This is a genomic window from Sphingobacterium sp. UBA7625, from assembly GCF_002484085.1.
In the GTDB taxonomy this organism is placed as follows: domain Bacteria; phylum Bacteroidota; class Bacteroidia; order Sphingobacteriales; family Sphingobacteriaceae; genus Sphingobacterium; species Sphingobacterium athyrii.
This window is the reverse complement of the sequence record NZ_DLJD01000055.1, coordinates 123,437-137,829: the sequence shown is the minus strand read 5'-3', so window position 1 is coordinate 137,829 and position 14,393 is coordinate 123,437. Positions and strand designations below refer to the sequence as shown.

The 14,393-nt window shown below is 39.8% G+C and carries 13 protein-coding genes; 6 read left to right on the top strand and 7 right to left on the bottom strand.

The features are described 5' to 3' along the window. Positions 1 to 205: 205 nt before the first annotated feature. Positions 206 to 2,827 carry a glycoside hydrolase family 78 protein gene (locus B4G94_RS23375; RefSeq protein ID WP_286862356.1) on the bottom strand — a complete coding sequence of 874 codons (2,622 nt, stop codon included), beginning with the start codon at positions 2,825 to 2,827 and terminating at the stop codon, positions 206 to 208. 892 nt (positions 2,828 to 3,719) lie between these two features. Between B4G94_RS23375 and B4G94_RS23370 the strand changes: the two genes are divergently transcribed. Beyond that, positions 3,720 to 4,166 (top strand): nuclear transport factor 2 family protein, encoded by a 447-nt coding sequence (locus B4G94_RS23370; protein ID WP_286862355.1) that lies wholly within the window; start codon positions 3,720 to 3,722, stop codon positions 4,164 to 4,166. A 491-nt stretch (positions 4,167 to 4,657) separates the two neighbouring features. Next, complete coding sequence (locus B4G94_RS23365) at positions 4,658 to 5,266, top strand: hypothetical protein (RefSeq protein ID WP_286862354.1); 609 nt, start codon at positions 4,658 to 4,660, stop codon at positions 5,264 to 5,266. Between the two features lie 182 nt (positions 5,267 to 5,448). On the opposite strand, the gene B4G94_RS23360 is transcribed toward B4G94_RS23365, so the two are convergent. Further along, the gene (locus tag B4G94_RS23360) at positions 5,449 to 6,204 is read right to left on the bottom strand and encodes a hypothetical protein (protein ID WP_286862352.1); all 756 of its coding nucleotides are present in this window, start codon (positions 6,202 to 6,204) and stop codon (positions 5,449 to 5,451) included. A 51-nt stretch (positions 6,205 to 6,255) separates the two neighbouring features. Beyond that, complete coding sequence (locus tag B4G94_RS23355; RefSeq protein WP_286862351.1) at positions 6,256 to 6,780, bottom strand: GNAT family N-acetyltransferase; 525 nt, start codon at positions 6,778 to 6,780, stop codon at positions 6,256 to 6,258. 493 nt (positions 6,781 to 7,273) lie between these two features. Between B4G94_RS23355 and B4G94_RS23350 the strand changes: the two genes are divergently transcribed. Next, positions 7,274 to 8,458, top strand: coding sequence for a glycoside hydrolase family 76 protein (locus B4G94_RS23350; RefSeq protein ID WP_286862349.1), 1,185 nt, complete (start codon positions 7,274 to 7,276; stop codon positions 8,456 to 8,458). Positions 8,459 to 8,639: 181 nt separating this feature from the next. Here B4G94_RS23350 and B4G94_RS23345 read toward each other — a convergent pair whose 3' ends face one another. The 4 genes from B4G94_RS23345 to B4G94_RS23330 are packed head-to-tail and all read right to left on the bottom strand — an operon-like array spanning position 8,640 to position 11,434. Continuing rightward, positions 8,640 to 9,569, bottom strand: coding sequence for a DUF5777 family beta-barrel protein (locus B4G94_RS23345; RefSeq protein ID WP_286862347.1), 930 nt, complete (start codon positions 9,567 to 9,569; stop codon positions 8,640 to 8,642). A gap of 19 nt (positions 9,570 to 9,588) precedes the next feature. Continuing rightward, a complete protein-coding gene (locus B4G94_RS23340) occupies positions 9,589 to 10,143 on the bottom strand; it encodes a YceI family protein (RefSeq protein WP_286862346.1) in 555 nt (184 codons plus the stop codon). 10 nt (positions 10,144 to 10,153) lie between these two features. Then, the gene (locus B4G94_RS23335; RefSeq protein WP_286862345.1) at positions 10,154 to 10,555 is read right to left on the bottom strand and encodes a c-type cytochrome; all 402 of its coding nucleotides are present in this window, start codon (positions 10,553 to 10,555) and stop codon (positions 10,154 to 10,156) included. A 24-nt stretch (positions 10,556 to 10,579) separates the two neighbouring features. Further along, positions 10,580 to 11,434, bottom strand: a complete 855-nt coding sequence (locus B4G94_RS23330) for a hypothetical protein (RefSeq protein WP_286862344.1) — start codon at positions 11,432 to 11,434, stop codon at positions 10,580 to 10,582. A gap of 163 nt (positions 11,435 to 11,597) precedes the next feature. Here B4G94_RS23330 and B4G94_RS23325 point away from each other — a divergent pair, with 163 nt between their 5' ends. The 3 genes from B4G94_RS23325 to B4G94_RS23315 all read left to right on the top strand — a co-directional run bounded on the left by B4G94_RS23325 (position 11,598) and on the right by B4G94_RS23315 (position 14,164). Further along, positions 11,598 to 12,176, top strand: a complete 579-nt coding sequence (locus tag B4G94_RS23325; protein WP_219929453.1) for an RNA polymerase sigma factor — start codon at positions 11,598 to 11,600, stop codon at positions 12,174 to 12,176. After that, positions 12,173 to 13,387, top strand: coding sequence for a hypothetical protein (locus B4G94_RS23320; protein ID WP_286862341.1), 1,215 nt, complete (start codon positions 12,173 to 12,175; stop codon positions 13,385 to 13,387). Before B4G94_RS23325 ends, B4G94_RS23320 begins: the two co-directional genes overlap by 4 nt. Positions 13,388 to 13,768: 381 nt before the next feature. Then, positions 13,769 to 14,164 (top strand): hypothetical protein, encoded by a 396-nt coding sequence (locus B4G94_RS23315; RefSeq protein ID WP_108636610.1) that lies wholly within the window; start codon positions 13,769 to 13,771, stop codon positions 14,162 to 14,164. Positions 14,165 to 14,393 lie beyond the last annotated feature (229 nt).

The window sequence follows — 14,393 nt, the reverse complement described above, 5'->3', positions numbered from 1 at the left end:
AAAAGGTATTAATTCAAAATGAAACATTTCGAAATACAAGATAGACAACCTGAGACCATTCGCCGCCATATAGGAGCAGCGAGGTCATATGCCAAAACGGAATTAGACATATCAGATCATTATGGGACCATTCGAAGATCCATTTCAATGTGTTGTTCGCACGTTATTTTCTGAAAATTAGGATGTAACTAGTGATCTTAAGCAATTAAAGTTTACTTTCAAAATGATAGGTTCCCGAACCGATTTCTTTTGTAGTGTCGGGCAGTATTACTTTTGCATTCGTGTTTGCAGGTATAGTGACCTCAAGTTTTAACAATCCGTTTTCTAGTGTCCATGCCGATTTTACCGGACCATATGGGGTTTCTAATGCTGCGGCGGCATTGGTTATTTTACCACCTGGTTTGGGTGCGATGACAATAGCTTTGTAACCTGGTTGTTCGGGGACCGAATTGATGCCCGCAATCGTTCTGTACATCCAGTCCCCAATTGCTCCATATGCATAATGGTTGTAGGAGTTCATATCCGGTGTTTGAAAAGAACCATCCGGCTTAATCCCGTCCCATCGTTCCCATATAGTTGTTGCACCCATTTTGACGGGATAAAGCCATGAAGGATAGCTTTCCTGCATCAAGAGATCGTATGCTACATCGTTATGGCCAAATCTGGTCAGTACATGACATAAATAAGGGGTACCCAAAAATCCTGTAGTGAGATGATTACCATAATCACGGATGTTCGCTACTAAGCGATTTGCACATGCAGCTCGAAGTTCTTCGGGCAACATATCAAATTGTAGCGCTAGCACGTAAGCCGTTTGTGTTCCAGAAACCAATCGTCCCGTAGCTGTCATATATTCCTTCACAAAAGCGGATTTGATATTTGCCAGCAACGCGCTGTACTTCGCGACATCTTCTTGTTTGCCCAATACTTTAGCTGCATTGATCAATAATTGGGTAGAATGTGCATAGAAAGTCTGGGCAATCAGGTATTTATCTGTAACTGCAGCTCTTCCGTCATTGTCATCATTAGGACGGTAGAAAAGCCAGTCTCCAAAATGAAAACCGGAGTTCCAAAGATTATTTTTGGCCACGGAAGTTATATAATCAACCCATTTTCTCATACTCTCAAACTGTGTTTCCAGCAACTGCCGATCACCATAAGCCACATACATATCCCATGGAATAATTGTAGCTACATCTGCCCAGCCTGCTGATGCCCCATCATTCACACCCAGTACATTGGGGATCACATGGGGGATTGAACCGTTGGGCTGTTGATCGGCCTTCACATCTTTAAGCCATTTGGTAAAAAATCCCGCAACATCCATATTGTAAGCCGCTGTATTGGCAAAGGCCTGTGCATCACCCGTCCAACCTAGACGCTCATCACGTTGTGGACAATCCGTGGGTACATCTAAAAAGTTTCCCTTCTGTCCCCATTGAATATTATGTTGTAGCTGGTTCAGTAGACTATTGGAAGTAGCGAATTTTCCGGTGGTCTCCATCGCAGAGTATAGCGCGACAGCAGTAAGGTCTTCGGTTGTCAATTCTCCCGGATAGCCCTCGACCTTCACATACCTGAAGCCCTGAAACGTAAAATGAGGTTCAAAGACCTGTTCGGTATTCTCCTTTAAAATATAAATATCCTGTGCCTTTGCAGATCTTAGGTTTGTGGTATAAAAATTACCTTCTTTTGTAAGTACCTCAGCATGGCTCAATGTGATCTTAGTTCCGGCGGTACCCTTGGCTTTAAGCATGACCCAGCCTACCAGGTTTTGTCCGAAATCCACAACGGTCTCGCCCGCTGATGTTTTAAAGACTTTAAGCGCTTTGAACAGTTCATGCTTTTTGACCGGCGGGCCGCTCATTGCGACAAGTTTTTCCGACCCTTTCTCCATTGTGCCGGCCGCATTCCATTTATTATCCTCCTGATAGCCAATATTGTCCCAGCCGCTTATTTCCATTCGGGCATCATAGATTTCACCATCATAAATATCTGATGCCATAATCGGTCCGTAAGCATATTTCCAACTTTTATCGGTTTGGATCGTTTCCATCGTGCCGTCTGTATATTCCATTACAAGCTGCAAGAGCAATCCGCGCGTATCGCCATAAAAATTGTGCTGATTTCCAAAGCCAATCCGTCCCTTATACCAGCCGTTTCCGAGACTAACTCCAAATACGTTGGAACCGCTTTTTAAGATCGTGGTTACATCATAAACCTGGTATTGCAAATGATCCTTGTAACTGGTCCATCCCGGAGCAAAATAGGTGTCGCTGACGCGCTGACCATTGATACGCGCTTCGTACAATCCCTTCGCGGTCACATAGGCAATTGCCGATTTAAGCTTTTTATTGACGACAAATTCTTTTCTGAAAAGAGGGCTTCTTGCCGTGGTATCTTTTCCGGCCACTTTGATCCATGTCGCTGTCCAATCCGTGGGGCTAATGCCCATGTGAAAGAACGCGGGTTCAGACCAGGCGGAAGTATTGCCATGATTGTCTTTTACCCGAATTTGCCAAAAATATCTTTTTTTTGATTGTAATGCAGCCCCCTCATATTTAATCAGTACCGACTGATCACTCGATACCGCCGCTTTCCATACCAGATCTTTTCCCGCATTCATCGCGGCTTTATCACGACCTACTCTAATTTCATAAGCGGACTGTAGTGTATTTTTTACCGAAGAACTTATCTTCCAGCTGAACCGGGGACTATCGGTTTCGATTGCCATAGGATTTTTAAGGTGTTCTACTTTAAGGTCAGTTACGCTTAATTTTTGGGCAAAGGTGCTGATGGAAATTATACATATAAATCCTGACATCATAATTTTTTGAAGCAGAGTGTTTATAAATGGTGCCATATTTTAGGATTGAGGGTTAACCGAAGATCCGGAATGATTCACTATTATCACAAATAAATTTGATATAAGTGTCATGTACTATCCTGTTTGTTTTTTAAAAAAATAATTGCGCATCACCATAAAAGAAATTTGTTAGTAAAAAGGAGGCAACTTTCGGCGGTATGTACGGCTTCAAAGGGGATATACGGCAGTATTTGATGGTGATAAGGTTATCGATGTGCCTGGCGTTATTCTACTCTAGTTGCTATTGAATTACTTTTAATTTGGCCTTCCTGCACCTCAAAAGAGGCCTGATCAAGCATAAAATCCCTATCGGCCTTTAAGGCCTCAAAATTTACAGTATTCAATGTTACTTCTTATTCTATAGTGGGTAAACTTTTGTTTGTCCCTGATGCATAAATTACAAATGTATATTTCCCTTTTTTAATGGAAAAATCTTGTTGGCCTTTTCCCTTTGTAAAGGATTTTGTTTCTTGATAAGAACCCGTAGTGTGTACAGATGGATGGAGGCAATTCATCGTAAGCTTGAAATTTTATATAGAAACCGGTAAGGGAATCACTTTTGTTCAGCCGCTTCTTACTTCATTATTTTAGCTTTTTTTGCTGCTTTAATATTATAATTTTCTGCCGGCTTCTATTTGCTTTTAGTTTTGACGACAGTATTGCTTTTAGGTCTGTTTGATTCGCAGGACCCTCTTTGGTAATGATTGCATTTTAAATTTCGCCTCCCTATTTCCTTCGTTTACCGAGTTTTTATATCCGTTAACCTAAAGCCAGTAGGGCTGGCGACAATTGAGTTGTAGTTTTGAATCAACAAATATGAACAACGGAACGAATATAATAAAATCAAGATATTATGAAAGCATTAGTAAAAACATTCCTGGCGGTAGCAATGATAGCAGTATGTACATTGGCAATTGCAGCAGATAAAACTTCTCCAAAATCGGAAAAAGCCATAGTTAATCTATTCACGGCAGACATTGCTCTTAACCACTATGTTGCGGTGATCACTGAGGGGGAGTCAACAGATTTAGAGCAATTATTTACAGCAGATTTTAGCCAGAAGATCCAATCAGGAAATGCAACAACAAATGATCGCAAAGAAGTTGTCAAATTCCTGAAAAAGCAGCGCGGTGAGAAGCTCAACTGTAAAGTGAATACTCGGATTATCGAAGAGTCAGCAGACTATATGGTTGCGAAAGTAACCATGCAATTTGAAGATTTTACCAAGACAGACCTCGTGACTTTAATCAATGATCATGGCGCTTGGAAAGTGTCCGGCTCTGTAAATACCTATAAATAGGACAAAGCATCAAAAGCTAGTAGTGAGTCAAGTTAGCTCATAGCCTGACTATTAGTGAATCATAAGTTTATAAGTTTAGTTTAGTGGCCACGTCGTGAGATGTGGCTTTTTGTTTTTTCACCAAGTGAATTGGCTTAATGAGATAACCAATCGGCTAGCACAGTTTCTTACCTGCGAAGCGATTGATCCATTGTCAATTCGCTGGTCTCAGTTGCAAACGCGGGCTTTATAAAGTTTCAATGTTGGTATATGGACTTTGTTGGTATGTGTACTTTCCAATTGGGCTTGATCGCATATATATTGAATGTCCACCAGCTGTCTTCGGTTTTAGCATATACCGGACAGCTTGTTTTCGCATTCCGGTTTACAAGTTTTATATGATGAACATCCGCCATTTTTTATTCCTTTTTAAAGTTAACTACATAAATTGTTTGAAAAGAATATACGCATAAAAATAGTTAGCTTTACTTATGATAGTTGATCACTTAAAAATGAGAGCGGTATATTTTTCGTGCTTGGAGCCATATACCGATGATACCCCACTATTGGAGTTATGTTGGAATGAAATCACAGCATCATATTCCGATCAGCGAAGAGGCTACCATACGTTGGCACATCTGCAACATTTTAGCCAGCAGTTGGATCTTTGTAAACACAAATTGTCAGATTTTCCGACAGCCAATTTGGCCATGATTTATCATGATATAGTATACTTTATGCTGGATGGCACTAATGAAGAAAAAAGTGCATTGGTTGCGGTGGATCATTTACGTAGATTGAACTATCCACCAGATTTGATCGACACCTGTCGGGAGATGATTCTGGCAACAAAAACACATTCAGTGAATAGCAGTTCTGATATCAATTATTTTATTGATGCTGACATGTCTATACTGGGGGCTGATAAGGTATCTTATGCGAAATACGCCGCTGGTATCCGTAAAGAATATGGAGATTCAATTTATTTTGATGCGGGTAGAAAGCGTGTTTTACAAAGTTTTCTTGCCATGGAAAAGATATTTAAAACGGATTTTTTCTACGAAAAATATGAAGAACAGGCCCGTCTTAATGTTCAAAGTGAAATCGACGAATTGAGCTGAATTTCTAGCTACTGCTTACCGCCCAAATTCTGCCATTCACCGAGTTTTCTTTTCCATTAGTCTAAAAGAGTATAGACCGGGGCGCAGTAAATTGTCGTTTTGGATTAGCAAACATGAAAGGAAAACATCATGATCTTAACAGCAATCCCAATTAAACCATACTTTATCAAAATCTCTGTTTTTTATTCCGCTATCAATGTTCCCCCTTGCGTTAAAATTTTTTGCTTGTTTTTTTTGATAACAAGTGTAATATCCGATGCATCTTTTTCCGCTATAATATTTCGATAGATAGCATAGGTATAAATCCCGTTGGTAAAAGTGATGACATGATTACCGCCGCTTCCTTCAAAATCCAGTTTGCCGTTACTCAGGATAATGTCGGGCGGCATGTTTTCTTTTCTTCCGATCTTCCACGAAGCATACCTGTATTTTCCGTTGGCTAATTCATCTATTCTGATCAGGTATTTTTCGAACCTTATTGTATAAACTGGGTTTTTGAATTGTTTTAAAGAATTGTGTATGTATTCTTTTTGTTTTTGAATCAGTGTTTGTCTTAATTTTTTTTCGAATGGACTCTGATAGTTTACTGCTGTTATTTTTCCTGCTTCGCTATCTATCCATAGTGTGCCATTGTCGAGCATGATTCCCCGCCAGCCAACTTCTGTCCATTGTTCTGGTTTTGAATGTGCAATCAGATCCACAAGTGTCTGATCAAAAACCTCATGAAACCTTTGCTTGAATTCCTTCGGATTTTTTATCGCTGGAATGGGGTTTTCCCGCTTCAAGGGATAGTTTATGACCGTTGAAATCTCATCTATGTTTTTTTGTTTGAACAGTGAGATAATATGGCTGATGTTGGCTTTTTTTGACGCATCTGAATCCTGTGCGTGACCAAAGCTATAAACAAATAGCGCTACAATTAAAAAGCTAAATTTCATCTGTTCCTTTGTTATCTGGTATGTAAATGCCTATGAAATTAATAAATTAGATCAGTAATGATCAGTTGAGATTTCCTGTTCGGTTTTATTTATTCCGTAAATAATATTGTCTAAAACGTCCAGATCAATTTTATCAGCGACCAATTTAAAACCCAGGCGTTCCAGCAGCTTTTTGGAAGCTATGTTTTCGCGATGTGTATACGCTTCAATTGCCTCAATTCCCATTTCATGAAAAGCATATTTTAATAGGGCCTTTACAGCTTCACTCATTAATCCTTTACCTTGGAATTGCGGAAGCAATTCATAACCAAGTTCTGCATATTTTTTGCTCCAGTCAATATTCCATAAGGTTATAGTTCCCACAAATTCATTTTGATCTATTGTTTTAATTGTGAAATAGAATTTATTTTTTCTGACCATTTCAATAAACTGTCTTGTCTCTTCAAGACTTTTATTGAGATATCTTCCGATGTATTTAGCAACCTGGGGATTGGTCCTGAGATTGTGCATATTTTGCAAGTCGGACAGTTCGACAGTTTTTAATAGCAATTTCTCTGTTGAGATAGTAGTTTCCATATTCAGCAATAGTTTTATATCTTATTCAAACAAAAAAGTGTCAATCTGAATGTATGTTAGGATAGTTGATTTAATTGTTATTATATAGATGAAGTTAGTTAATTGGGCTTAATGTTTCTTCTATTTTGTGTTGTTTTTATTTTCAGTAGTCATTTTTGTTCGATACCTTGACAGTTCTTCGCTTTCTGTTTTGTAATTTTCTCCCAAAATAAGCAAAACCGTTTTGAGGGATCACCCCGGACTACCGTGCTAAATTTGAAAAGTTTTTGCTCAACAATGGAAAAATAGCCTGGACTAAGGGAACCAGCCTGCTTTTGGTTCTTCCTGGTCTCAGCCGCCAGTTGGAAACAGTGAAATTACAGCCTATGCAAGTGCTGCAATGCTGTTTGAAGGCCTAGCACGCTATCAGACAAAACTAAAATAATAGATTATATACAATAGCCATTAGGTTGCCCGTCAGCTCCTGATAGCTATCTTAAAATAATAAATGCTGATGAAACAAATAAACCGGATAACGACAACAGTACTATTGACAGGCTTGTGCTATATGATGGGACAGGCGCAGGTGAAAAACGGCCAATTTTCTGATCACGCCCAGAAGACCCTGGATGTGATCTATGATAAATATGGGAATACACAAAATAAATTATTGACTGAAAAGTACCCCTTTGACGAGAATTTTAAAGCAGACTACCTGAATAATAACACGCAGGCAGAACAGCAAAAGAAATATGCCTATCTCTGGCCTTTCTCGGGTAGTTTTTCGGCGGTCAATGCGCTGATGGAACAGTCAAAAGATAAAGCAGCCTACCAGAAAATATTGGACCAGAAGGTACTCGTAGGGCTCCATGAATATCGGGACGAAAAGCGTAAACCAGTGGGGTATGCCTCCTATATCAATTCAGCACCGGCATCGGATCGTTTTTACGATGATAACATCTGGTTGGGCATTGATTTTACAGATAGCTACATACAAACCAAAAAGACAGATTATCTTAAACATGCAAAGGAGATCTGGACCTTTGTAAAAAGTGGTGAAGATGATAAACTAGGCGGTGGTATTTATTGGTGTGAGCAAAAAAAGGAATCCAAAAATAGCTGTTCGAATGCCCCTGCCGCAGTGTTTGCCCTAAAGCTTTTTGAGGCGACCAAACAGAAAGATTATCTTCTTGAAGGCCGACGTTTGTATGAATGGACAAAAGCAGGTTTGCAGGACCCGGATGATAAGCTGTACTGGGACAATATACATCTTGATGGTAAAGTTGAAAAGGCCAAGTATTCTTATAATTCAGGTCAGATGCTGCAGGCTGCAGCATTGCTCTATCGGTTGACCAAAGAAAAGAAATACCTGGATGATGCGCAGCAGCTTGCTGAAGCTTGCCTGGGCTATTTTTTTGAAACAAGAGCGGGAAAAGATTTTCCGGTCTTAAAAAACAGTAATTTATGGTTCCACGCTGTGATGATGCGTGGCTATATCAGCCTGTTTGAGCAGGACGGAAATCGAAAATATATCGATATTTTTGCTCAGAATCTTAATCTCGCATGGCTTCGGATGCGGGATCAAGATGGACTTTTTGATACCGACTGGACTCTGGAGAATCCTAAAAAATCAAAATGGCTGTTAGATCAATGTGCTTTCGTGGAGATGTACGGGCGATTGGCGAAATTCGGGTATTAGAGAATCCCTAACAAGCTTCTAAGGAATGAAATGAGAACTCGGTACAACACCGAGTTCTTCGTTTCTGTCCTTACGCTTCTTTACGATTGTTGATCCATATTATTTTTTGGCTATCGCACGCTCAGGATTTTATTTCAGTCTTATAGATAGGGAGGCTGTAGCAAGGGAAAGTATTCGTACATTATTTCTTACTAAAATTGAAACGTCGTGCAATGCTAAATCCCCAGCGGAATTGACCTTTACCCCAAGAGCTATTTGTTTCGCTGATAAATTGCGATTCTTGAATCGCAGTAGCATTTGTAAAATTGAGGTGGAATATATGTCCTCCGGTGTCCATTTCTAGACCAACACCCAATGCATTATAATAGCGCTGACCACTTATTTCTTCGCGATATTTTTTATTTGATGACTTGCGGAAAGGAAATATATAGTCTGCAACAAGTGCTATCCGATTACTGATTTTGGCCCGACCACCAATCCCAAGTGCAAAGAGATCATTTTGGTCACTGTAGGCAGTATAATTCCGATGAAGATAAGAAGGGACAACAGTCAGTGATAAATTCGAACTGAATTTTCGCGCAATGATCAGCTGTGTTACGTAGCTTAGCCGGTCACTGAACCCGGTGAAACTTGCTGCCGACTGCTTATCCTCGGATGCTCCCATGGCTGATACCGTCATACTTCCAAAAAATGCAATGGACACCGGTATCCTGTTGTCGACTGTCTGTTCGATAAACCGGTACTTGATATTTCCTTCATAGAGCTGTCTGACTTCCGTAGCTCCTTTTGCTCTGGCGATCCCTATGTTCAGGTTATCGAGTAGGCCATAGTCGAAGCCGATTCTTATATCGGTTGAATTGTCTAGCCCAAAAAAATTCTTTGCGCCACCGGCACTACCGGCGATATCACCAAAACGATGATCGACCCTAAAGTCCATTTCATGACGATGAATAGTTTCGGTTGTCTTAAGATTGATCAGGTTGCCCGATTTAAAGGTTGCCGTAACTTTTTCATTTTTTGGACCTTCTACAGCAATTAATTTTTCAAGATCTTCCTGAGCAGATGTCGTTACCCAAACAAAACACAGGATTATAAATAGTATATTTCTCATTTGCAACAAATTCGTGTTGTTATTGTTTGTATAGCGCATCTACACTGATTTTCACTACTTCTGCAATTTTTTTTCCGACGATGGAGGGAATCGTGATTCTGTGATCGGCCAGCCTGATCTGAAAGCTTGTATTGGCCCTTATTATTCCGCTCTTTACATTGAATATCGCCGCGGTTGTATAAATTTTAGTCACCCCGTGAACCTGCAAATTGCCCTTTACGTTAAGGGTGTAATTACCATCATGGACTAATTTTTCGACCCCCTCGATTTTTCCTTTAAATTCTGCTAAGGGATATTTATCGCTTTCCATGTAATTTTCGTTAAAATGCTCCTGCATAAGCTTTTTGTCGAATTGGAAAGAGGTATTTTTTACCCGAAAGATAATATCTCCGGTTTTGATGTTCATGGCAGATGCCGCTAGCGTGCTCTTCGCTTCGATGTCTTCCAAAGGAGCATTGCTATAAAAAGTGATACTTGTTTCTTTTGAAACTAGGGACGATGTTTTTTGTGCGAATGCCGCGATACCACCAAATATCATAAAGAAGAATATGCTATAAATGTTGATCTTATTCATAAGTAGAATATTAATTTTCAGGTGTATTTCGTTTAATCCAGGCGTCCAGTAGCTCGATCTCCTTGACTGTAAGTGAACCGCCTATAGGCATGGATTTGGTGACCAATACAGCATTGTTGATTCTTGTACTATTGTCTTTGACCGATGAATACCCGCTAAATGTCCACTTTGCGCTGGCGCCGCGCCCTGGTGCATGACAGGAGCTGCATTTTGTTTCAAAGAGCGCTTTTGCAAAATTGATGTACGACACATTTGCAGCCGTCACGGTTTCCTCTTCATCATCGGGACTGAGTTCTTGCGCCTGCTTCTTGGTACACGCTGTCAATGCAATGGCAACTACAGTCATTGACAACACAACGATAGGACGACTCGTCCAGTCGTAGGTAATTGGAGTTTTTAGTTTTTTTAACATAGGTTCAATTCGATTAGGAGTGGATTAGCTTGTTGGAGCGATTGCCGTATTATCGTTCAGGATAGGCCATATACCAACACGTGGAAAACTGATTCCTTTATTATCTCCCCGCTGCTGATCCTGTCCAAAATAGTATAATGGCCAACCTTTGTAAGTCAATTGTTTCTTCCCAAAAACGGTTATGACGGCGATATCTGCCGTTCGTACTAACGAAGGCAATGAACCGGTTTCTTTTTGATAGATTGGCCAGATGGCGTCATTGCTGAAATCTGCCTCCGTATAATTGTTCTTGTTGAACTTGTCCGGTTTAAAAGCATATAGCGTTCTTCCTTTGTCGTCAGTCAGATAGATTGTTTTACCCGTTCCCTCGCTGTAATCACTCAAATAATTTTTACCGTCATGGCCGACGAGCTGTGCATTGGCTATCATAAGTAAATAGTCAGGTTTTGCGACATACCAGATTTTATTTACGGCATCACCTTTTGCCTGACCAGATTGACCGTCGCCAGCATAGTAATATAAGGGCCAGCCTTTGTAGGTACTCTGTTTGGAACCATCTTCGCGGGTGATTTCACCAAGTAGACTTTTATCGATTTTGACATCTGTGCTTGTTTCACTGCTATAATAAATAGGCCAGGTTGCCAGGCAGTTGCCATTGCAGGTAGATGTCCCTTTAGTGTCGTTTGAGAAGAAATAAAGTGTTTTACCATTTGCATCCGTTAGGACATTGCCAAATTGCATATTGGAAGTTATCTGTATGCCTTTGTTTTTGATTTCTGGATCTGGGCTACCTTCGTCATTTTTTGAGCATGCCGAAAACAAGCTCACCGTGACCATGGCTATAAAGCCTGTTATCACCTGTTTTTTGTTTGATTTCATAATTGTATGTTTTAAAATGTTGTCTTGATATTACGAGGACTGAAAGGAAAAAGTTGCCTGTAAATGGCGCGGAAAAAAAATATTTTTTACAGGCAACCTTTTGTATAATGCGTTCGTATTAGTCTTAATACTATATTTATCAAAAGAAAGAAAGTAATATCGAGTGGCGATAACAGAAGTTGACGAAAAATCTATCCATATTATTAAAGGATGTATCGATGGGGACCGTAGGGCTCAAAAAGATCTATATACCGCCTATTATGCGATGGCCCTTGGGATATGTCTACGTTACTCGAATAATAGAGAGGATGCCATAGGTATATTAAATGAAGGTTTTTTCAAAGTATTTAAAAATATCGGTAAATACGATTATCAGAAACCTTTTTCTGTGTGGATAAAAAAGATCATGACGAATACAGCAATTGATTTTTATCGGGCCAAGATAAGACAGGGGATACATGTGGATGTTGCAATGTATGAACAGACGATCGTCTATGACGACACGGTCAGCCAGAAATTAAACTATGAAGATCTACTGGCCATGGTACATCAGCTTCCACCAGCATATAGGGCAGTTTTCAATCTCTATGCCATCGATGGTTATGGTCATGAAGAGATCAGTGACATGCTGGGTATTGCCATTGGAACATCAAAATCCAATCTGCATAAAGCCCGTGGCCGGCTTGCTGAAATGGTCAAAATTCAACGTGCAATGTGTGGTAAAACTGAGGAGAAAACATGATGGAAAAGGATAAGAATAAGATTGATGAGATTTTTAAGGAGGGTCTCAGTGATGCGAAATTCGAATTTAATGAATCACATTGGCAGGACATTGAATTTCGGTTAAACAGGGCGAGTCGATCGAAGAAGAAAAAGATAGTCCTTTTAGCAACACTGGTGACAGCTATGGCCGCGGTTTTGGTGTTATTTTTTATCTGGAATTCCGAAGAGGTACTTTGGGACAAACCATCTGATAAAATAAGTGAGCCGGCTAATGCGCATAACCGGGAGACTGCGGATAAAGAACCACTTCGCCCTTTTGAGTCTCCTTTTATTCCCCCTCAACAGGAGCAGCAATGGATTTCGTTAAAGCCAAAAGAATTAAGGACATCTAAGCTAGAAAGAATAGCTGAAGGAACATCGGAGCAGCCTGTCCAAGTTGTTGAAATTGCCGATGCAAGGCAGACCATGGCACGGGGAACTAGTTTAAGTGCGGCTTTTTCAATTCCAACAATGGAATACAAGGTTAAAACACTACCGAGCTTCAAGTTGAAAGCAGATCCTGTTGAAGCTATCGGCGATCGTTTGGCGGCGATTTATCAACCCCAAGGTGGCGAGGAAATAGTTTCCTCTCAAAAAGATCGATCTGTTGTCAGCTTTTTGGCCGGACCCGATTTAACAAGTGTCAGGGGTGCTGGTAAATCTTCTCTCAGTGAAAATATTGGTTTGGCTTATTCCTACTCGGTGACCAGAGGGCTGAGTGTTTCTGTCGGAGCTACCTATGCGAAAAAAAACTATAAATCCGCGTATAAATTTTATGTACCATCAAACCCGCCTGAGCTGACACAATTACCAAGCAATGTCAGTGCGGTCTGTGATGTTATTGATGTGCCTCTGACGGCGAGTTATACTGTGTTGAAAAGTAAAAAAGTAAAATTCAATGTCAGCGCTGGACTGTCAAGTTATTTTATGCTCAAAGAAAAATACACATTTGATTACGAGGGCGGAGGTGGTTATGGAGGAAATAATAAAACTGCGGTCTATGAAGTCAGCGGTGAAAATCAGCATATTTTTGGTGTGGCTGATTTTTCGATATCTATTGAAAAGAAAATCAACGACAAGATCAATGTCGGTGTAAAGCCATTTGTTAAGCTGCCTCTAACGGGGATTGGCTATGGCAATGTAGATTTGGAGTCAAAAGGGGTAGCCTTTACGTTGGGAGTGAGTCTGTAATCTTAGCATTCGTCACCCAACTGCTGGCATTCAGCGTTTTTTTGATCTGACTCTGACGATATCTTACTTCATTGCCAATTTCATTTTGCCATTGCTTCTTGAGGGAAAGAGCATTTTAAATCGAATGTGGATTTCTAATTAGAACAAAGCCGATGTTGGGGGCGTTGACCTGAACCAAGTGATCAGTCTAAGTATGAATGAATTTTGCTAAATACAGTCTTATTTAGTGAAAAGAAAACTGTATTTATACGCCCTTAGGGTATTTATACCTCTTCTCCGATTATAGATACCTGTGTTGATATCCTTACTGTCTGATGGCATAATGTTTGAAATTTACTCATCGTTTATAAAAAATGAATATACACATTAACACATCAACGTATGAAAAAATTAATTCAAACATTAGGACTGGGTATGTTTATCTTAACAGTTTTCATTGGCTTTACTTCATGTAGCAAAGATGACGATCCTGCGGACAATGATCTTTTTATTGGAAAATACGAAGGTACTATCTCGTTCGATGATCTAAATGACAATGGTAACGATGTATCTGCTGCGGAGGGAACAGTTACGGTGACTAAAGTAGGTAACTCCTATAATTTCGCATTTGGAAATAGTATTCCTAATCTTAACGGAGTTGATTTCGAGAAAAAAGATAATGTCTTGATCAATATCGGTTCGGCAGGTACAGGACTTATCCGAATAGATGCTGGTAAATTAACCATTGGTTATACCAAAGATGGTAAGGCATGGTCAGCCGATTGTCAGCGCAAATAATATCGGAATATAAAATATTTTTACCGGGTTGCCCAATCTTTTTTTGACAACCCTTTTTTATGAAATACTTTTTTACATCCTTTCATTCCTTTCTTTGAGTGCATTAAAAGCCCAATGGCCAAAAGATCTCCTATCGTGATTGTTATCCGATGTTTGTCACACTTTCCTGTGTTTCTTGTAAGGAACTAAAAATTATATTATTTTTAAGGAGTATCATTGATAAATTCTA